Below are 21387 nucleotides of genomic sequence, written 5' to 3' on the forward strand. Positions count from 1 at the left end.
AGAGGCGATGTCTACAACGGGCTACGCCTATACACTGTAAATCTATGCTGCTAAGAAAGCGATCGCTTTCTGTAAGAATGTCTACTGGAAGGGATCAGTCAGGTCGCTTAAGCAGGTTGGTCTGGTTGCATCTGTAACTTTGTTAGAGCCAGAACTGCTAATGTATTATTAAACTATGGAATAGACGTGGAAGATTCATTGATTCAGTTAGAGTGGAAAAAACATGGTAGCAATAGTTGATATTGGAACCCTAATTGTGAGGACACCTCAAGTTGCTGGAGGTCGCCCTTGCATTGCTGGTACGCGCATGACTGTTCAAAACCTTATGATGGATTCTCAAGCAGGTTTATCTCCTCAAGATATTGTGACAGAATATCCACATTTATCTCTAGCGCAAATTTATGCGGCGCTTGCCTATTACTATGCTAATCAGGAGGCAATGGATAGAGAAATTGCTTTATATCAAGCAGAATGTAACGCTCTGGAAACGCAGTGGATGTCAGGTAATTGTGCGTGAGTCAAATCTGCTTCTATTTAGATGAAGATGTTGGCAAGAAATCTCTAGCTAATGGCTTACGCAATGTTGGGATTGATGTAATGACAACGGCTGAGGCAGATAGATTAGCATCGTCTGATGATAGCCAATTAATCTGGACAACGGAACAGAGACGAGTTATTTATAGTTTCAATGTTGGTGATTTTTGTCGATTGCATAAAGCTTATCTCGAACAGCAACAAAAGCATTCAGGTATTGTACTTGCTGCCAAGCAGAGCTATGCAATTGGAGAACAGTTGCGAGGCTTGTTGAAGTTAGTAGAAAGTGTAGAAGCCGAGGATATGGCAAATCAATTAGTGTTTCTAAGAAAATATATTGAAAATTTTTAACCTGCGATCGCTTTGTGTGAAAATATGCCAAGGAGGAATCGCACTGTAAATCTCTGCTATAGTTTGGCGATCGCTTTCTGTAAGAATGCCTACTGGCTAGCTATCTGCCTTTACCAATAACTTGAGGGGCTAACGTGACGTGGCGTTGATTATGCTGATTCTAGATGAGTGACCGAAATTTGTTCAGTTCTTTCAGGGGGTTTCGCTCCAGTTGCAACAGCATGAACCGCATGAAGAATATCGGCAAAATAGTACCGCTGAGGAATTGTTTATAGCGTTATCTTGGGCTGCTGGCGCTGGGCGACTTGGATTAACAACCTTAATGCCTCATTCACTGCTTCATCGTTGGGAAAAGCTTGAGCAACATCGGGATCTAAAAGTACTAGGTTCGTTTTTGTACGATATCGCTCAACATATTTACCTCTAACCCCGCTTGCCATTTGAGCTAAGTCGTACTCAGGACGTAATTCATCTTCCATTTCGTTTTCAACTTCCTTCTTCATAAAACCTCTTCTCTTGGCGAGTAGCTTTTCTGGCGCTAATAATTCGTATCTTTTCCTCTTTATCAGTATGTGCAACAACTAAAAGTTGTTCAAACCTAGATAAGCCAATAATAACGTAACGACTTTCTCTAATGGAGTGGTCAGGATCAGGGAAAGTTACAGATAGCCGGTCATTAAATACTGTTGCAGCTTCCTGAAAAGAAACACCATGCTTTTCAAGGTTTAGTGTTGCTTTTTCTGGATTCCATTCAAATTCCATCTACAATACTCCCTGCCTCTCCCTCCCAGAGTTTAACAGGCTGCGGAAAGATATCGAAATGTCCACAAAGATTCGATGAGTTAATGACGAAGCTAGGTGGTACTAGATACTCTGACATTTATTAAAGAAGATACTGCACCAGTTGCTCATGAGTGGGAATATCAGCAGGTAGAAAGGTTTTTAGGTCTATTTTTGATGGTTGGGCTAATGCTGCTAAACGGTTACATTGAATAGCAATACAACGATCAAAGATATTTCTCACAAATCTACCATTTCCAAGTTTTCCTATTTGATGTTCAAATTGATTAACTAAGAGACGCACTGCTTCCAGAGTCTTCTCTGAGAACAGATAGCCGTGCTGTTCACACCTGACTTTAAAAATCTCGGTTAACTCGGACGGACAATAGTCTTCAAAGTGAATCGACCTTGCAAATCTGGACTTTAGACCAGGATTAGATTTAATAAATCGAGACATCTCCGCTTTATATCCTGCAACAATAACTACCAGATCGTCTCTGTGATCTTCCATCATTTTTAAAAGAGTATTGATTGCCTCTTGTCCGTACATATCGCCGCGTCCGTCTGGAACAAGGGAGTAAGCCTCATCAATAAAAAGTACACCACCGAGAGCAGATTCAACTACTTTTGCTGTTTTGGGTGCTGTTTGTCCCAAGTATTCTGCAACTAAATTAGTCCGGTCTACTTCAAGAAAATGGCCTTTTGATAGAACACCAAGATTTTTGTATATCTCGCCTAAAATCCTAGCTACTGTGGTTTTGCCTGTTCCAGGATTTCCCGTGAATACGAGGTGTCTGGTGATTGAAGGAGCTTTTATACCCGCTTGAGCTTGCATCTGGGCTACTTTTGCAATATTTACCAACTCTTGAACGGTAGATTTCACAGCACTTAATCCAGTTAATGAATGAAGTTGATCTAAACATAGCTGAAGCTCATTAGTGACTACTTCAGGTTTATTAGCATTAATGTGAGGTTGCTTGTGAATCTCTTTACAGACTTCTGCTGCCCATTCGTTGCTTATTTGTTTAATGTGAGTACCCAATAGGTTATGAGCTGTTTTTATTGCATTTTCTTTAGAAGAAGCTTCAGCAAAAAACAAGCAATCAATCTCTAACTGCTTTTCAGGCTTTTCTAGAAAATTATAAGCATCATCAATGGTACTCCAAGCAGCCCATAACCAAGAATTGCCTGAAGCACAGATACTAAAGACTGTAGAATTCCATGACATATATACACACCAGACAGTGAACACAATGAATTACACAGTGTTATGTTACCCACTCAGGTATCAAGATATTCATTTTCCTATTACCACAAAATAAAAAGCCCACATGAGCGGGCTTTCTAAATCAATTAAGTTATTGCTTGACTTACCGTTTAGCTAACTTCTTCGACATCTTCCGCAGACGAATCGATTGGGGTGTAACTTCCACTAATTCATCGGGGCCAATGTATTCCAAAGCACGCTCTAGGCTCATGTCTATTGGTGCTTGCAGTTGCACTAATTCATCGCCACCAGCAGCCCGGTGGTTGGTTAACTGCTTGGTCTTACAGATATTCAATTCCAAATCTTGGGAACGATTGTGTTCTCCCACGATCATGCCTCTGTAAACCTTTGTGCCGGGAACAATAAAAAATGCTCCTCTATCTTCAGCATTCCTCATGGCGTAGAAGGTAGAAACACCCTCTTCAAAGGAGATTAAAACGCCTTTGTTACGGGCTTCAATGTCGCCACTGAGTTGACGGTAGTCTAAGAAGCTGTGGTTCATGATGCCTTCACCACGAGTCATCCGCATGAATTCACCCCGGAAACCAATCAAACCACGGGCGGGAATGACAAACTCTAACTGGGTGCGATCGCCACTACCTGGTTGCATATCTTGCATTTCGCCTTTGCGTTGTCCCAAGCGTTCGATACAGCTACCCACACCATCAGCAGGAATGTCTAACACCAAGAGTTCAAAAGGTTCGCAAGGTTGACCGTTGATTTCGCGGTAAATTACCTGTGGCTGAGATACCTGAAACTCGAAGCCTTCCCGGCGCATGGTTTCAATTAAGATACCCAGGTGGAGTTCACCACGACCGGAAACGAGGAATTTATCGGGAGAATCGGTTTCTTCGACACGCAAAGCAACGTTGGTTTCTAGTTCGCGGAATAGGCGATCGCGCACTTGTCTTGATGTCACCAACTTGCCTTCTTGACCAGCAAAGGGCGAATCATTCACACAGAAGGCCATTTGTAAGGTTGGTTCATCCACTTTAATTAGTGGTAAAGCTTGCGGTTCATTGGGGTCAGTAATCGTTTCCCCAATATAAGCATCAGCGAAACCAGCCACCGCCACAATATAACCTGCGGTTGCTTCTTCCATGTCTACGCGCTTCAGTCCATCAAAGCCCATCAACTTGGTAATTTTACCCTTGACAATAGTACCATTTTCTGTTACTAAAGCTGCTTGCTGTCCTGAGCGGATAGTACCGTTGTGAATTCTGCCAATGACAATCCGTCCCAGATATTCAGAATAATCTAGGGTTGTAACTTGCAATTGCAGAGGCTTATTGCTGTCGCCTACTGGTGGTGGAACGTGTTGCAGAATCGCGTTAAACAGGGGTTGCATATCTACCGATTCTGCTTCCAAGCTTTCTTTGGCGAAACCTGCAATACCGGAGGCAAACAGATAGGTAAAATCACATTGGTCTTCATCTGCCCCTAATTCCAAGAACAGATCCAATACTTTATCAACAGCAACGTGGGGGTCAGTTTGACCACGATCAATTTTGTTGATGATAACGATGGGGCGCAGCCCTTTTTCTAAAGCTTTTTTCAGAACAAAGCGTGTTTGGGGCATGGGGCCTTCATTGGCATCGACAATCAGAAGACATCCGTCAACCATGCCGAGTACGCGTTCAACTTCGCCACCAAAGTCAGCGTGTCCAGGAGTATCAACAATATTAATTAGTGTTTCTTTGTAGCGAACCGCCGTATTTTTGGACAGGATAGTAATACCCCGTTCCCGTTCTAAGGCGTTGGAGTCCATAACGCAATCCGGAACGTCTTCGCCTTCGCGGAAAATGCCGGATTGTTTGAGGAGTGCGTCAACCAGCGTGGTTTTGCCGTGGTCAACGTGGGCGATAATGGCGACGTTGCGAATTGGGAGCGTCATAGAAGCTTTTGGTGAACTCTAGAGGGGGTTTATAAGATTTACATTTGAATGCTAGGCTGTTTTAACAGAATTGAGAACGATCGGCAAATTCTGTAAAGAACCTTTAATAATTCTAGCGTAATCGTCACAATTGCGGGAAGTTTTGTAAACCCCACAATGGAGATGTGTGGTAATTACGGCGTTGGTGGGATAACAAAAGCTTCTGTGACAAACAGGTGTTAGCTGAAGGGCAGTATTGCTTTTGATAATTGCGGTTGATTAGCACAGAGAAATTTGTAATTAGAAATGCTTTGGTGAAAAGTACGATCTTTGACCAATAGAGATGAAGTTACTGGCTACTAAAAGTCAAGTTATTTCGTGTTTGGGATCGAAGGGCAGCGATCGCCAAGCCTGGTTTTTTTTGACTAGAATGGGGTGGGTATCTCTACAAAAATATTCAACTTACACGGAATTATCACAATGTAGAGCTAGGTCAATTATTTAGAAGAGCAAGAAGCGATGTCTACGACGGGCTACGCCTACGTTATTATCTATGTAAAGACATTACAATGTAACGCCTCTAGAGAATTTAAGCTATATTCTAAAAACTAATAAAATGACAGCGATAATTATATGGTCTGCTGCCTAAATCCTAATTGCGAGAATCCCAAAAATCCTGACGGGGCAAATTTCTGCCTCAGTTGTGGCACAGAGTTGGTATCGTTATTGAGAAATCGTTACCGAATCATCACACCATTAGGGAGAGGAGGTTTTGCACGCACATATATCGCCGAGGATATAGACAAGCTCAATGAACGATGTGTTGTTAAGCAGCTGGTTCTAAGTCAATTTTATGGCAGTCAGGGTAGTCAGGCACAAAAAAAAGCGACTGAGTTGTTTGAACGAGAAGCCAAACGTCTCAAAGAATTAGGAGAACATGTCCAAATTCCCAATTTGTATGCATATTTTAAGGAAGCTGAATATCTGTATTTAGTGCAGCAGTTTATCGAAGGGCAAAATCTGTTGCAAGAATTAAAAGAACAGGGAATTTTTGATGAAGCCAAAATTCGAGATTTTTTAAATGATTTATTATCTGTACTGGCAGATATACATCAACAACAAGTAATTCACCGAGATATTAAACCAGAAAATATTATTCGCCGTCAAAATGATGGGAAATTAGTACTAATTGATTTTGGGGTAGCAAAGCAAAGGACGGAACCTACAAACACTACGATAGGGACAATTATTGGTTCATTAGGTTATGCACCGATTGAGCAAATGCAAACGGGTAAAGTTTTTCTGTCTAGTGATATTTATAGTTTAGGAATAACTTGCTTTCAACTGCTGACCAATATTTCTCCTTCGAGTTTGTGGATGAAACAAGGCTATGGTTGGACTTCTAATTGGCGACAGTATTTAACGCAACCCATAAGTCAAGAATTAGAGATGATTCTTAATAAGTTACTACAAGAAAATCACGAACAGCGTTATCAATCTGCACAGGCTGTCTTAGAAGACTTGAAAAAGTTGCCACCGCTAATGTATACATTAGCTTCTACAGTTATTCCACCTACTCTGCCATCAAGAGGGCAACCACAAAGTCAACATAAATCAACTCGATATCTACCGCAATTCTCTGACACTAAATTATTGTCTGGAGCAGTAATAGCTGGATCGGGTAGTTCATTTTTAGCGATCGCACTTATAAGTTTCCTTGGAACTACTTGGATTAGTTCAGGATTGTGGTTGCTAATTTTAGGAGGATTAGTCTTTCTTCAATCTCGCCCGCTTTTAGAAAAAGTTTATTTAATTGTTATTGCGATCATCGCAAATTTACTCGTTGTCTTTATTTTCAAAAATCTCCTAAACAATAATCTTCTCAAAGCTGGTTTAAATGGACTGTTGCTTGTAGGATTACTAGTTATTCTGGCAGGCTTATTGACAGTTATTATTATCGGTGTGTCTGAAATAATTAACAAATTAATTTCTAAATATATTTAGTTTTTTGGGTTTGCTCAATTGTCAAAATCTCTTTTAAAGAAATTTTATAAAATCTTGGTAATTATTCATGACAAATAAAAAAGAAAACTTGAAATTGCTTATTTCTCTTGGTCTGGCTGGGGTAATGGTAGCAGCTATTTTATGGTTAATTAGCAAAGTTTCTTCTACGATCGTAACAACACCATCAAACCCCACAAAAACTTCATCTTCATTGACAAATAAGCCTTCACTAATGAATTTGGGTACAAGGATTTTAGTGAAAGTGCAAACATCCCCGGAAAAAACAGATGGAGTTAAAGCTTTTGCTGAGAAAGATTTCAGTACTGCCGTTAAAAAATTTACTGATTCTTTGAAAAATAATCGCAATGACCCAGAAACTTTAATTTATTTAAACAATGCCAAAATAGCACGAGATAATTCAGAAGCTATAAAAGTTGCGATCGTCGCACCAATTAATTTTGATCCTAGTTTAGCAGAAGAAATTTTACGTGGTGTAGCTCAAGCTCAAAATGAAGTTAATACCCAAGGAGGAATTAATGGTAAAAAATTGCAAATTGTCATTGCAAGTGCTGATAATAGAGAAGATTCTGTCCGGCTAGATAATGAATTAGTTCAAGATAAAAGCCTTGTAGCTGCGGTAGGTGTTAGACGTAAAGCAGAAATATATAAAGAGAAAGGTTTGGTTTTAGTCTTGCCCGTCGAGCTACCAAATCAAGCAGAAAATCCAGAAAAATTAGAGAATAATACAGTAAATAGTCAGTTAAATAATTCCAACACTAACTACTTGTTTCATGTAAATCCCTTATATGATAATTTAATAGATACTCATTCTCGCTACATTGCTCGACAAGCAAGAAATATTGCTATTTGTGGCGATGTTCGTAGTTCAAGAGATAATTCAACCTCTTCATCAAATCAGATACTTGTAGAACAGTACACTCAAGCTATCAAAAAATATGGCAGCAATGTTATTAGTACGCCTTGCAATTTAGCAGATAAGAATTTTGACCCGAAAGCTTTTGTGGATAAAGCCATAGAAACAGAAAATGCAAGTGGCTTTTTATTAATACCTTCAATCAGAAATATATATTTTGCCACCAAGGTAGCACAAGAGGTTAAAGGTAGAAAGCCACTGTTTGCTTCTGAAACTATGTACAGTGCTACAACTTTACAAAATGGCAAGGATCTTGAAGGAATGGTATTACCTGTGTATTGGCATCGTAATGCTAATAAAGATAACCCCTTTGCAAAAAATGCCTTTCAGCTTTGGAATGCACAAGTAAATCAGAGAACGGCGGGAGCTTATGATGCGCTTCAAGCAATTATTACTGGCTTAAAACAAGATAGTACCCGCGAAGGATTACAAAGGGTATTGTCTAATCCAAATTTTTCAACATCTGGAGCAACCGGAATGATTCAGTTTTCGCCTTCCGGTGAGCGTCAAGGAGAAGCAATGCTAGTCAAAATCGAGCGTTGTGAGTCTTGTTATAGTGGAACTGGTTACGATTTTGCCCTCTTGAATAAGAAGTAGTTTTTTTGATATTAATTTTAATTCCAAAGATATAGGTTGCTTTCAAATAGGTAATCTCTTAAATTTGAATGTTATACTAAACTGCTTGATTTGATTGTAATCAAACATTGAAGTGTCGCTTTAATTTTTATCTAACAAAAAGTTTTGTTTCTCTACCCAGAGTTGTGAGAGCGATCGCTCAAAAGAAAGATGGAATCTCCCTAATCTCTGTGCCAAGGTTATATCAGTAAGAATTACGAACACTTTGCCGAGGAGAACACGGATGGTAGCTACATTAGATGATACGAAACGCAATGCAATTGCTGTAAAACTTGCAACTCTTAAAGCTCTCCAACAGTTGGCGCTCGAAAAGGAACAATCCCTTTTGACACAAGGGCTTGATGGCGAAATTGCCGATCGCATCCGAAATTTTATCAATGACGATCAAAAAAATCTTGGTATTTTAGAAACCGTAATTGGTCAGTATGGGATTCAGGCAGAACCCAAAAAAAATATTACAAAATTCATTGAAAGAGCCCGCGAAATGTTCAACAGTTCTGAGTTGAACCTCTATGAAAAAGTCTCTCAGCATGAATTGCTAAAACATCAATTAGTAATGAGTGGCTTGATAGTTCACAAAGCTGCTCAAAAAGTTGGTGCTGATGTCTTGTTAGCGATCGCACCTTTGAATACCGTTAACTTTGAGAACCGCGCTCACCAAGAGCAACTCAAAGGCATTCTGGAAATTCTGGGTGTCCGCGAACTCACTGGACAAGATGCAGATCAAGGAATTTGGGCACGTGTTCAAGACGCTTTGGCCGCAGTTAGTGGTGTAGTAGGTAGTGCTGTTACCCAAAACAGCGACAAAAAGGATCTAAATATCCAAGATGTCATCCGCCTCGATCACAACAAGGTAAATACCCTATTCACCGAAATACTACAAAGCAACGATCCACAAAAGATCCAAGAGTACTTCGGTCAAATTTACAAGGATTTAACTGCTCACGCTGAAGCTGAAGAGGAAGTAGTCTACCCAAGAGTACGTCCTTTCTACGGTCAAGCTAACACCCAAGAATTGTTTGATGAACAAGCTCAGGCAAAGCAGGCATTAGAGGAAATTAAGGCTATTAGCCCATCTTCACCGCAATTCAAAGAGAAAGTTAAACAGTTGATGGACGCTATTGGCGATCATATTCGTCAAGAAGAAAGCACAATGTTTGCTGCCATTCGCAACAACTTAAGCACTGAGCAAACGGAACAACTGGCTACTGAATTCAAAGCCGCTAAGACCCGAATTCAAGAGAAATTGGGCGTTGTTAGCGAATCGAATGTGTAGGATGCTTTTGGGCTTTCTATATCCGCTAAAAAAAGTTAGTTAAACAAAAACTCCCAGCACATCAGCGCTGGGAGTTTTTGTTTACAAAGTTTGCTGACAGTATTTATAAGCGGCATAAGCCATAGTTACAACGCCGGTGATAATGGCAGATTCATCGACTTCAAATTGGGGATGGTGTAAGGGGTGGTTAATGACTCTTTCTTTGTAGCCTACACCTAAGCGAAACATGGAACCAGGGACGTGTTCCAAATAAATAGAAAAATCTTCAGATCCAAGGGAGGGTTCGGGTAAAACTTGAACGCGATCGCTACTCCAAGCTTCTTCTCCGGCTGATTGTAACAATTGTGTCAGAGCGTAATCATTTTGGACGCTGGGTACACCTTGGCGATAATTGACTTGATACTTTGCTCCGTAGGTATGGCAAACATTAGATACAATATTTTCAATCCAGTTTGGGAGATGGGCACGAGTTTCGGGATGGAGCGATCGCACAGTTCCCAATAACTGCACTTTATCGGCAATTACATTCGGCGCTCTGCCACCATTAAATTTCCCTATACTCAAGACTAGAGGACGCAAAGGATTTTGTGTCCGGCTGATGGCTTGTTGCAGTGCAGTAATCACTTGGCAAGCAATCCAAATCGCATCAATCGCCTCATGGGGACGCGCCCCATGCCCAGATTCTCCCATAATCAGAATCTCTAAATCATCAGCAGCGGCTGTCAAAGCCCCGTAACGCACGCCAATAGAACCTGCGGGTATAGAAGGGAAAACATGAACCCCTAATAAAGCTGAGACGTTTTCCATCGCTCCATCTTTCACCATCCAGCTTGCCCCTTGAGCAATTTCCTCGGCTGGCTGAAATAAAAACCGCACTTTTCCACCCAACTCCTGTGCCACTTGGGACAGCACCATTGCCGTTCCTAACCCCACTGTGGTGTGGACATCGTGACCGCAAGCGTGCATAATACCATCTGTACGAGAGGCATATTCTAAATTTGTGCCCTCTTGAATTGGCAAGGCATCCATATCAGTGCGAATTGCCAATAAACGGTCATTTTGACTAATGCCTTGGAGTTCTCCAATTACGCCCGTTTTACCAACTCCTTCTTGTACGTGCAGCCCACTGGAAGACAAAACACCAGCTACGAAAGCTGCTGTTTGGTACTCTTGACCACTGAGTTCTGGGTGAGAGTGGATGTGGCGGCGAATTTCAATCAAGCGGGGCGCTAGTTTTGCTGCTAAGTCTTTAATACGGGTAAGCATCGATTTAATTAATCTATAGGCTTTTTTCCCATGATAAAGAAATGTTAACAAACAAAATGCTCTTTGCCATACAAGGATAGTTGAGAACAAGCAGAGGGGTAAGGGAGCAGGGGAGGCGAGGAGACAAGGGGGACAAGGGGGACAAGGGGGAATTATTGAACAAGTCTCTCCCTTATCTTTCCCCTCTTCCTTGTCTACCTTGTCTCTTCTCAATGCCCAATGCCCCATGCCCCATTCCCTACTCCCCAGTTTATTTTGAGTAGCAGGTTGTGGCTAAAGTATTTTCGGGTTTGTACTCGTTACATTCTCTGGGATTTTGACGCTCTAACGACCAACCATAAGGTTTGTCGGAGGTGACAACACCATTATTTAAAGTTGTTAGTCGGTAGTTAGCCCCCCGAAAATTAGTAAATTGCAATTTGGCATCTTTTAAGTTCGCTGCTTCTAAATTGGTACTGATGAAGCCGGCAAAAGACAGATCGGCATTTTCCAGGGAGGCTGATTTTAAATTTGCTCCTGTTAAAGAAGCACCACTGAGATTCGCCGAATTTAGAATCGCACCTTCTAAATTTGCACCTGTGAGATCGGCATTCGTGAGATTAGCTTGAGATAATGTAGCGCCGCTCAAGTCAGCCCCTCGCAAATTTGCTCCAGTTAGATTCAGCCTAGTTAGGTCAGCGCCACTCAAATTACACCGAGGACAGGCACTTGTTGCCTTTAACTGATCCAAGTCTAGCTGATTTAATGCAAGAGCCTGCTCTGCAAACCCTAAACAAGCTAACAGGGAGACGGTGGCAACAATCTTAAGTTTCATATTTTTTACTGATATTTACAAAAATAACAAGTTACGAACATCACCTACTGCCATCCTTACATATACCGCTTCTCTAAGGAAGTACAGGGATGAAGCATTGATTAAGAAGCTGTAAAAATACTATAAATTATAATAGTAAGACTACTCAAACGGAAATATAGGCTATAGAATCAAATCGTAAGGAACTATACCGAACCAATTATAGACTACCAAATATGTGATCCCCCTAGCTCGATTCAAAAGACGACTAGGGGGATCTTGTTTTTAGGTGTTGGGCATGGAGAACAGACAAGGTAGACAAGGAAGAGACTTGTTGAATAATTCCCCCTTGTCCCTTTGTCCCCCCTGCTCGCCTGCTCCCCTGCCTTCTTCATCGCCATCCTAAAAGGCGCAGTCCAGGGACAATTAGGTAGTAACTCACTCCTAACCAGAAGCTGATAAAGAAGCCTACAGAGGCAAAAAAAGTCAGAGGCAAGGATAACTCTGACCAGGCTGGTTGACTAGTAAATTGGAAGATTGGAGGTGCTAACTTCAAAAGAATCAAAACTGCATAGGCGATCGCACTGCCAAAAGCCGCGAACATAGCGTACACTACATGATGGCTGCGAAGTCCTAAACTCAAGGTGAGTAGGCAAACTGCCACTAAAATCACTGCCACTAAGCCCTCGCCGCTATCTTTTGGGGTGATTAATTGCAAAATTAACCAGCCGAAGCCATAGCTAATCATGCCCATCAGGGAAGCCACTAAAAACCGCCGCCGTTGACCAAAACACCCGGATACTGTCAGCCCCCATGCGGTTCCCCAGCCTGCGGCGACGAACACCAAAATATCTGCACCGAAGACGGGTTGAGTATTTGGCACTAATTGGTTTAGCTGACTCCCAATAAATTCCACAACCTGACGCCCCAAGCTGGTGCGATAGGCCAAAATAAAACCAGCGATCGCACCAAAACAAGCGCCGATACTACTCAGGATCATTGCCCAAATCGTCGCCAAACAAGCTCGGAAAATTTGGATGATTGTCTGAGCGATAAAAATAACGGTTTTGGTGACAGCTAGGCTAAAGTTAGCTAAAACTTGCTCAATAGCTTGTATTATCAGTGTAAATCTCTGGTAAACTTGCGTTGAGGCTTGCTTAATCTTGTCTCGCAGTTGGGCAAATAACCCTGGTGGCGGTAATGGTTGAGAAATCTTCGCCAAACGTTTTTGAATTATAGCTGCATTTGCTGGACGCGATCGCACATCTTCCTGCACCATCTCATCCAGCAAATCTGCTAGTTGCGGGTTGACATTCACCGCAGTTCGCCAGCGCAATTTACCCGTTTGCTGATCTTCCAACTCTAGCGGGTATTTGCCTGTTAGTAGTTCAATCACCGTTCGACCAAGGGCATAAAAATCGGCACTTGGCCCAACAACACCTCCAGTCACTTGTTCTGGTGGACTGTAGCCAGAAGAAAATAATCGCGTGGAACTAGACACAGAACGCAGCTTAGAGGCACTAAATTGTTTCGCGCCACCAAAATCAATTAGTACCACGCGATCGCCCTCTGTTTGCCCTTGAGGTAGCATTACAGTTGGCGAAGATGTACCCAGCATTAAATTAGAAGGTTTGATATCCCGATGAAGAATCTGACGTTTGTGTAATTCTTGTAAAATCTGCACAGCTTGGGCAAACCAGTTTAAAACCAAATCCTCTGGACAGCCTTGGGGAAACTTTTTTAATATCTCCTCTAAAGTCCGCCCATTGATTTTTTCCATTACCAGACAAGGCAATTGGTGCGGTTTAGGATTAAACAGTTGTACTTGAAAATAACCATCGTTATCGACTGTGGGAACACCCGGATGCTGCAAGCTAGATAAAACTGCTGCCTCTTGGGTAAATAATTCCAGTGCCTTGGGCGAATCTTCTACCAATACTTTCAATACTTTCTCTGTTTGAGTTTTTTCATCCCAAACTGTGTAGATTTGAGCAAATCCTCCCGATCCCAAGGGCTGAAGTGGAACATAGCGATCTAACAACTCTAGCGGTGCGCCACAGCTGTTGCAAAATTTGTTTCCCCAAGGCTGAGGATAAGGACGTTGACAATCAGGATTTATGCAGTGAACCGCACTCTGAGTGATGTGGGACACAACCGCTACAATACAAAGGCTGACTTGATTTTAGCGTTTCTTTAGGTTTCCTGATTTTAAAATAGACAAAAGAAAAACCCTCATAAAATTTATGAGGGCATTCGTTTATATTTACAACAGAATTCAAGGAAGGTGAAGTACACAACGATTCCTGTCAAAGCAAGATATAAAGCCTGTTTTACTTCTGTTAGCGCAGCGGGGCGCAGCCCATTCTGAATTTTGAATTCTGCTGTATATCAGCCCTTAATTACGAAAACTTCTCTTACTTTGTCTGTGCTTGGCAACTTCTTTGCGCTTGCGTTTTTCTAAGGGTGTTTCAAAATGACGATGCTTTCTCATGTCTGGAAAAATTCCCGCCTTGGAAACTTCTCGTTTAAATCGTCGTAAGGCTGACTCAATGTGTTCATTGTCACCTACAATTACTTGGGTCATTATTTCTCCTACTAAGTTGACTTCATCGATGGCTATGCAGGCGGTAACATTACAAAAAAAAGACAGACTCTTGTTTGTCTGACCTTAAGACCTTGGTAAGTTTTTTGTTTCCAAGATTAGTAGCGTCCGCCGCGTCCACCGCCGCCGCCGCCGTATCCTCCTCGGTTGCCACCAAAGGAACCTCTATCACCTCTATCTTCCTTGGGTTTAGCCTTATTCACTTTTAGGTCACGACCCATCCACTCAGCACCGTCGAGAGCTTCAATGGCAGCGGTTTCTTCAGCTTCAGTTCCCATTTCCACAAAGGCAAAGCCCCGAGGACGACCTGTTTCACGGTCAGTAGGTACTTGAACGCGCTTTACAGTACCATATTCTGCAAAAATACCACTTAAATCTTCTTGTGTAACGTCATAAGAGAGGTTACCTACATAAATTGACATCGATTCTCTCCAAAATCATCACTGTGTAGAGATTTTAATTTCTCTCAGAAGTCTGTAAATACTAAAAGGAAAAAGCCTTTCAATACTAAAACCAAAGACATCACTCAATTAACTCTCATAAATCTAGGATGACATACGAGCCAACTCTTTGCACCCAGTAGATAGTTAACCAGTGACGCGATCGCACCTAAGCGATCGCCCGCCCCTACATACCCTAAGTATAGTCCACCGCAAAAAGAGGTTGGAAATGGAAGAAGATAAATTCTGTAGGGTGATATAAAAAATCAGACATGCAAGGGCGCATCTTTAATATCCGAATTGAACGTTTGACTGCATTAACCATGAAGCATTACTTTAAAATTTTAATACGAAAGGCAAAGTCAGGCAACAAATATAAAACTATGGTGACTTGTACTTTTTTAGATAACCCGCTATCAAAGCAACTGCAATCGCGTACCCGCCTACCATCATGGGTGTCATCGTCAACAAAATTGGAACTGAGTCTTTGTCACAAGTTTCACTTATGGGAGGCAAAATGTTTAAAACCCTTCAGCATCGCTGCCTTCTGCTTGAAAGGGCGTAGTCTTCAATTATTACCAAAAGTTGCCAAGAACTAAATTTTTGTGCAATATTACTTGCCAAGATTGTTAAGTAATGTTTCGCCAACAGTGTCTACGCTATATTTACCCCTATTTGGGGAATTCGCCAATGGTATCCGGTATGCGGATATCGGCTCAATACTAATTAAGGCTGAAGGGGCGACGATATAGGCTGAAAAGCTTTATATGTAAAGCCTGTAACATTTTATGATAAAAAAAGATAGGTTTCAATTTGCAATCAGACCTACCTGTTGAAAATGTTACCTGTATTTTACCAAAACCACTTAAAAAGTCAACTGAGTACAGCAGAATACCTGTTCATAAAAATTTTGCTTAATCTCCTACAGTAAATCAAAAAAGTCAACTTAGAAAGATTAGCAAATGCTTTACCTTTAGCAATTAAATTTGAAAGCCGAAGAAAAAGAATACAGCGATTTTTATCACTACCAAATTTAACAATTGAAAAAATCTGGTTTCCAATAGTAACAACATAGTTAGAAACATATTTTACACATAGTAAAATAATTTATGTAGCAATTGATAGAAAAAATTGGACTTGCATAAATTTATTCATAGTTAGTATTATTTGGGATAAAAGAGCATTTCCAGTATATGTTGAGTTATTGGGGTGCTTGTTATTATAAGTATCCCTTCATTTTTTGCATACCTGCTACCTAACGATCGCTCTTCATTTAGTCTAAAGTCCAGTAATCAGTCAAAATATCACTCACATATAAGAAGCGCATGACTACCAAACCGAAGATTTTCATTGATGGGGAATCGGGAACCACAGGCTTACAAATTTACTCACGCCTCAACCAACGGGATGACATCGAGTTAGTTAGCATTGAAGCATCTAAACGTAAAGATGCAACTGAGCGAACTAAACTAATCAATGCTGTTGATGTTATCATTCTCTGCCTGCCTGATGATGCGGCGCGCGAAGCTGTTAGCTTAGTCAGTAATACTAGGGTTAAGATCCTTGATGCTAGTACTGCCCATCGCACAGCTAAGAACTGGGTATATGGCTTCCCCGAACTAAATCCAGGACAACGAGAGAAAATCGCCAGCGCCCAGTTTGTCAGCAATCCGGGCTGTTATCCCACAGGATTTTTAGCTTGTATCCGTCCGTTAATTGCCAAAGAACTCCTGAACAGTAACTTTCCCATCACCGTTAATGCAGTGTCTGGTTACTCTGGTGGCGGAAAGAATCTCATTAAACAGTATCATACCTTCCACGAACAGCAAGCCGGCGCAGAGTCGCTCCACCCTTATGGTATCTACGGTTTGCAGTTTGGGCATAAGCACGTCAAAGAAATGCATCAGTATTCCGGGTTAGTATCACCACCGCTTTTCGTACCAGCCGTGGGAGATTTTGAGCAGGGGATGCTGGTACAGATACCTTTACCACTGGGGACTTTGGATAATCCACCATCAGGTAAGATTATTCATCAAGCGATCGCTGATTACTACCAAAGTGAAAAGTTCGTGCAGGTTGCTCCATTCCAAGATTCGACTCTACTGAGAGACGGAACATTTCTAGATGCGATGTCTACGACGGGCTACGCCTACGCACTGAACGATACTAATATTGTTCAGGTTTTTGTATTCGCCAATGACACTACCAAAGAAGTCTTGCTAGTTGCTCGTCTTGACAACTTGGGTAAGGGCGCATCAGGAGCCGCAGTCCAAAACCTAAACATCATGCTCGGTTTTCCAGAAGAGTTGGGATTGTCATGAAAGAGGGTTAGGGAGTGGGGGAGCAGAGGAGCAAGTTTTTCCTCTCTGCCCCAATGCCCAATGCCCATTATTTTGATTTTTCTTTCAGTTCCTCAAGCAAGTGAATTACATTATGCTCAAATGCTTTGTTTCGCTCTTGAACTGATTCAATTAACGGTTTACCAAAAAGATTAATCACATACTTAGCTAGTTGAATACCTAGAGGTCTTAAATGTCCACCTGCTAAAGTTTTCCGAAAATCTTGAGGTGGCTTTTGCAGAATATTAGTAAACCATTCACAGGTTGATTTAGCAATATTGTCTGATTTGAAACAGACTAAACCCATGATATTAAATAGCTCACTATCCTTGATTAAATACTGGGTTTCTTCAACGGTTGGTTTCACGCCCCAACCAAGATTATCGATGATATCCGCTAAAAATTGAGGACGAATTGCGCTCCCTGTGTCAGCAATAGCAGGCGCTAATAGGATAGAAACCTGCCCTTTAATGAAGACACTGTTAATGTTGATATTCTTATGTACATAAGTATAAATTAAGTTTTTAACCTCATCTCTTTTTTGCGTTAATTCATCAAAAAGAATGTCAATATCTGCAATAACACTTTCTATTTCTGACTCATTAGAAGTTTTAGATAGTAGGTTACGAATAAACTGCTCTCTATCTTGAGGGTTGGGAGATAGAGCAGTAAATCCTTCTAATAAGGAGATGTATTTACAGCCAAGGCTATGTCCAATCCAAGAAAAGTTTTTATCATCTAGATAAGCTTCATAATCATATCCTGCAATACTTGCCATCCTCACAAGCTCTGGTAGAATTTCATACTGCTCCCTCATGAGAAAACCAGCTTCTACATAATGGTTAAAAGTAAAATTAAACGGCAAAAGAATAATTGTATATCCCTGCTCGAATAGAGATTGAAGCAGATAACGATAAAAAAGCATGGAGCCAAATGTTCCAAAGAAAGCGCCTGCAATAAATTGAATTACCCCTTTAGGCTTTGGATGTAGAGCAACCCAACTGTGAGAAACTGGTTTAAATCTCAGTTTTAGATTCATATTTACCATGACTTGTTTGTAGGTATATGGTGAATCTTCAAACTGAAGTTGCTGCTTTTCGGATTATTCAAAGAGATATTTTTGCACAACTGCCATGCTTTGCTAAACAAGCTGCGATCGCCTCGTTAGCAAATAGCCGGAACTCTCTTAATGGCGTTAATTTTACTAGTTAGCGGTGGTTAAAACTATTTCACCTTAGCGCGGAAGCGGACAAAACCATAAGAATTAGCTGGTGTGCCAGATCCAGTGGCTGCGGGTAGATTGGGAAAACTTGGGACTGTAATATTGACCACTACTGCCCCATTGGTGTTAGTACCGCAGTATGATGGTGTGCCTGAATCATTAGCTGTATAAAAACGCCCGCGATCGCTATCTGCTACATTAGTGAGATAAAGCGTAGGTGTAGTAGAACCAATAGCTAGGGCAATTCCTCGATCTGCTCCTGGTAAGCCACCATCATTAGGAGTCATACCATTAAAAGCAGTAGGAATAAAATTAACATTAGTCGGAACTAAGTCACAGAATTTCACATTAGTTGCATTACCAAGACCATTGGAAAGGAAATATATAGTATATTCCAATTCATCTCCCGGTTTGACAGTGCCAGCATTAATTAATCCTCGCAAGTAGCCAACAGGCCATTTAGGATCGCTATCATTAGTAGCATAAGGTTCTGGTACATAGTTACTGGCATTAGTAGCAACGTCACTGCGACCATCCACAATATCAGTTAAATCTTGGTTATTAAGGCGGGTGATGCGTTTAATTAACAACAATTTAGGATTAGAACTAACAGTATTTAATACTGTAAATAAAGTGGGGTCATCATCTGCCGTACTGGCAGGATTATTGCCAATATTTACACCATTGTCAGCAATTTGCAAGAACGAATTACCTAGAGTAGGTGGATTATTATTAGCGCCAGCAGAGTCTGCATCTGTGAACACCGTACCAACAGTTCCTGTAGGGTTATCAGGTGTGTTAAAAGTAGCATTTGCTTGGTTACTAATTGGATTACCGTCATTGGCATTATTAATCGTGGCAGTAATTTTAATGGTAATCGTATCACCTACACGTAGAATTCCAGAATTTGTCACAGCAACAACACCAGTACCGTTATAACTAGAATTGAGTGTAATGTTATTTCCTGAAGTTGCAGCAGTAATTGCTGCACTTACAAACGTTAACTGTGAGGGTAATGAGTCGTTAATGACAAAGTTAATTGCATTGCTATTACCTGGATTTAGGTTGGAGTAAGTGATGGTATATTCGATGCGATCGCCTACAGTCACTGTTCCACTACTATCATTGTCTGCGAGGAAGCGAACAGATTTGGTTCCTATGACATTTGCTTGAGTGTTAGTAGTAATTACTAAGGGAGTAGTGATTGCTTGACTTGGGAAATATGTCCAAGTATCTATTCCCTTAAAGTCACCATAATCACTACTAAATTCATGTTCTCCTAACGCACTATTGATCCCTCTAGCAGCATTACGCGGGTTAGTAGCTCCCGTACCATCTAAGTTAATCGCCGTGCCATTAGCGGTAGTATAATTGTTATCATTGTAATAAATTGTGGTCGCTCCAATCTGCTGTCCATTTTGATCTACAAGGTTAGGAAAAGCAGCAGGAGAGTTTTCCATTGTGATTTTAAACCCCTGCGGATTATTTTCGGCATCCAACATGGGAAAGTGATATTCTCCCGAACGTGTTGTGATTATGGCATTGTATGGTGCATTTCCTGGTAGAGGTAGGAGATTTACCCCACTTGCATTCTTCCCATCCCAAAGCACCACATTTGAGCCGACAGACAGCACATTTTGTAGTACTCTATCGCTACTAGGGTCAAAGATGCCATCATTATTGGTGTCAATAATTATTTGATAGCTACCAGTTGAGATAGCGTTGAAGCTAAAATTGCCTCCTACACCTACAGAAGTTTGGTTCCCACTACCTCCATTACCCCCAGTGAATTTGAACGAAGTTGGTACTGTGGGAATCGTCGCTGCTATCGGAATACTCAAAGCATTGAGAGTTGCTGTGTCGGGTCGATTGAAGAAAACTAAGTGGGTAATATCTGTTGATGTATCAGCAACACTTGGGTCTTGGACTCGCACATTGCCACTAAAGACTAAATTATTATTAGTAGCCTTAGCAGAATGGTAGACAGTGTTGTTATTTGTTTTATCAATATATCCCCGGTTGTTAGCAAAAAAGATGAAGCCAAAGGGATCGACTCCATTCATCTCAGTTTGGTAACGATACCCATCTTTGGTTTGAATATAAAGCTTAGAGTTGAGTCCTAAAGCAGCAGGAGCGCCATTTTGCCCAGCATTTCCTCCCATATTCATAGCGATATAGTTAGCAAATACTCGCCCTTTTTTGGCAACGCCGTTACTATCTCGAACTGTAATATCCCAAGCCGCTACCCCTGAAAGTTGAGTATTACCTGTAGTAAATGCCGCCGTTGCAGATATAGGTGGCGGATTGCCAGAACCACTTGTATTTGGAGAATGAAATTCAACTTCATAAATACCAGTTTCTGTAGCGACGAATTTACAAGGCGTATAGCCACCAGTATTAGGTAAAGGGCCGTTCGCTTCTTTGGCAACGGTGTTAATCAGACCAAAACCAGTTGCTAGAACATCACAAGAGCCATTTTGACTACCAAAGGGACTGCGGTAAACAATATCTTGTGAGTTTGAGAAACTAGTAGGCACACTAGAGCCAAGATTAACTGTTTCTCCCGCTTGCACATAAACTTTAAGCGTGGTTTTCCGAATAATACCTCCCAGTGTTAAATCTGACCATTCTAGGTAGGGTCTGTATCCGCCATCAGAAACTAACTCTTTGCTGCCTTCAGCCCAGCTAGGTTGGATACTATTTCCTAAAATACATAAAAAAAAGCCCAGGCTACTTAGCCATAATTTTTGGTGGCTAATTGTTAATGGCTTTTCCATAGTTTTTTTTACTGGGTTGTCCACAGACAGAGAAAATTTATCATTTTCATCAATATTTACTGTGGCGATCGCTCTTAATTTCTTAAATAAAGATTTCATCATTTAGTTCCAATAAAAATACATAATATGTAAATAATGATATTGAGTTTATAAATATATAAATACCAGAGTGAAAATTGAAAGGTTTTTGCACTAGATTCAAAGCGGATAAAAAATCGTTACGACAATAGTCTTCCCACGAGGAAAGGTTAAATTCGTACATACAGGTTGTAAGGAACATCTATACATCAAAT

At 41.0% G+C, this 21387-nt stretch carries 18 protein-coding genes and 1 pseudogene; 8 read left to right on the forward strand and 11 right to left on the reverse strand.

Features of this window, described 5'->3' with window-relative positions:
* Positions 1-223: 223 nt before the first annotated feature.
* Positions 224-517 carry a DUF433 domain-containing protein gene (locus NLP_RS31105; RefSeq protein ID WP_104909680.1) on the forward strand — a complete coding sequence of 98 codons (294 nt, stop codon included), beginning with the start codon at positions 224-226 and terminating at the stop codon, positions 515-517.
* Positions 514-885, forward strand: a complete 372-nt coding sequence (locus tag NLP_RS31110) for a DUF5615 family PIN-like protein (protein WP_104909681.1) — start codon at positions 514-516, stop codon at positions 883-885. The genes NLP_RS31105 and NLP_RS31110 overlap by 4 nt, the downstream gene beginning before the upstream one ends.
* A 269-nt stretch (positions 886-1154) precedes the next feature.
* On the opposite strand, the gene NLP_RS31115 is transcribed toward NLP_RS31110, so the two are convergent.
* The 4 genes from NLP_RS31115 to typA form a co-directional block, all read right to left on the reverse strand.
* Positions 1155-1388, reverse strand: coding sequence for a hypothetical protein (locus tag NLP_RS31115; RefSeq protein WP_104909682.1), 234 nt, complete (start codon positions 1386-1388; stop codon positions 1155-1157).
* Positions 1372-1647, reverse strand: coding sequence for a BrnT family toxin (locus NLP_RS31120; RefSeq protein WP_104909683.1), 276 nt, complete (start codon positions 1645-1647; stop codon positions 1372-1374). Before NLP_RS31120 ends, NLP_RS31115 begins: the two co-directional genes overlap by 17 nt.
* A 121-nt stretch (positions 1648-1768) precedes the next feature.
* The gene (locus tag NLP_RS31125) at positions 1769-2893 is read right to left on the reverse strand and encodes an AAA family ATPase (RefSeq protein ID WP_104909684.1); all 1125 of its coding nucleotides are present in this window, start codon (positions 2891-2893) and stop codon (positions 1769-1771) included.
* A gap of 142 nt (positions 2894-3035) precedes the next feature.
* Positions 3036-4826 carry a translational GTPase TypA gene (gene typA / locus NLP_RS31130; protein ID WP_104909685.1) on the reverse strand — a complete coding sequence of 597 codons (1791 nt, stop codon included), beginning with the start codon at positions 4824-4826 and terminating at the stop codon, positions 3036-3038.
* 612 nt (positions 4827-5438) lie between these two features.
* Here typA and NLP_RS31135 point away from each other — a divergent pair.
* The 3 genes from NLP_RS31135 (at position 5439) to NLP_RS31145 (ending at position 9655) form a co-directional block, all read left to right on the forward strand.
* Complete coding sequence (locus tag NLP_RS31135; RefSeq protein ID WP_104909686.1) at positions 5439-6809, forward strand: serine/threonine-protein kinase; 1371 nt, start codon at positions 5439-5441, stop codon at positions 6807-6809.
* Positions 6810-6876: 67 nt separating this feature from the next.
* Positions 6877-8340 (forward strand): ABC transporter substrate-binding protein, encoded by a 1464-nt coding sequence (locus tag NLP_RS31140; RefSeq protein ID WP_104909687.1) that lies wholly within the window; start codon positions 6877-6879, stop codon positions 8338-8340.
* A 262-nt stretch (positions 8341-8602) separates the two neighbouring features.
* A complete protein-coding gene (locus NLP_RS31145) occupies positions 8603-9655 on the forward strand; it encodes a hemerythrin domain-containing protein (protein WP_104909688.1) in 1053 nt (350 codons plus the stop codon).
* Positions 9656-9736: 81 nt separating this feature from the next.
* Here NLP_RS31145 and NLP_RS31150 read toward each other — a convergent pair whose 3' ends face one another.
* From NLP_RS31150 to NLP_RS31175, 5 genes are all read right to left on the reverse strand, one after another.
* Complete coding sequence (locus NLP_RS31150) at positions 9737-10921, reverse strand: M20 family metallopeptidase (protein ID WP_104909689.1); 1185 nt, start codon at positions 10919-10921, stop codon at positions 9737-9739.
* A gap of 250 nt (positions 10922-11171) precedes the next feature.
* Positions 11172-11735 (reverse strand): pentapeptide repeat-containing protein, encoded by a 564-nt coding sequence (locus tag NLP_RS31160; RefSeq protein ID WP_104909691.1) that lies wholly within the window; start codon positions 11733-11735, stop codon positions 11172-11174.
* Positions 11736-12105: 370 nt separating this feature from the next.
* A complete protein-coding gene (locus NLP_RS31165; RefSeq protein ID WP_199784730.1) occupies positions 12106-13866 on the reverse strand; it encodes a serine/threonine protein kinase in 1761 nt (586 codons plus the stop codon).
* Positions 13867-14109: 243 nt separating this feature from the next.
* A complete protein-coding gene (rpsU, locus tag NLP_RS31170) occupies positions 14110-14298 on the reverse strand; it encodes a 30S ribosomal protein S21 (protein ID WP_012407716.1) in 189 nt (62 codons plus the stop codon).
* A gap of 116 nt (positions 14299-14414) precedes the next feature.
* Entirely contained in the window at positions 14415-14738 is a 324-nt protein-coding gene (locus tag NLP_RS31175) for an RNA recognition motif domain-containing protein (RefSeq protein WP_104909692.1), read from the reverse strand.
* A gap of 856 nt (positions 14739-15594) precedes the next feature.
* On the opposite strand from NLP_RS31175, the pseudogene NLP_RS35365 reads away from it, so the two are divergent.
* Together NLP_RS35365 and argC are read left to right on the forward strand one after the other, a co-directional pair.
* Positions 15595-15963: pseudogene (locus NLP_RS35365) on the forward strand (IS4 family transposase); the annotation flags it as partial.
* Between the two features lie 118 nt (positions 15964-16081).
* The gene (gene argC, locus NLP_RS31185) at positions 16082-17077 is read left to right on the forward strand and encodes an N-acetyl-gamma-glutamyl-phosphate reductase (protein ID WP_104909693.1); all 996 of its coding nucleotides are present in this window, start codon (positions 16082-16084) and stop codon (positions 17075-17077) included.
* 67 nt (positions 17078-17144) lie between these two features.
* On the opposite strand, the gene NLP_RS31190 is transcribed toward argC, so the two are convergent.
* On the reverse strand, positions 17145-18134 hold the full coding sequence (locus NLP_RS31190; protein WP_199784731.1) for a DUF1350 family protein: 990 nt from the start codon (positions 18132-18134) through the stop codon (positions 17145-17147).
* Between the two features lie 26 nt (positions 18135-18160).
* Between NLP_RS31190 and NLP_RS33870 the strand changes: the two genes are divergently transcribed.
* On the forward strand, positions 18161-18307 hold the full coding sequence (locus NLP_RS33870; protein ID WP_158680619.1) for a hypothetical protein: 147 nt from the start codon (positions 18161-18163) through the stop codon (positions 18305-18307).
* A 12-nt stretch (positions 18308-18319) separates the two neighbouring features.
* Here NLP_RS33870 and NLP_RS31195 read toward each other — a convergent pair whose 3' ends face one another.
* Positions 18320-21196, reverse strand: a complete 2877-nt coding sequence (locus tag NLP_RS31195; protein WP_234017134.1) for a DUF11 domain-containing protein — start codon at positions 21194-21196, stop codon at positions 18320-18322.
* Positions 21197-21387 lie beyond the last annotated feature (191 nt).

It is taken from the genome of Nostoc sp. 'Lobaria pulmonaria (5183) cyanobiont', from assembly GCF_002949795.1.
GTDB lineage: Bacteria > Cyanobacteriota > Cyanobacteriia > Cyanobacteriales > Nostocaceae > Nostoc.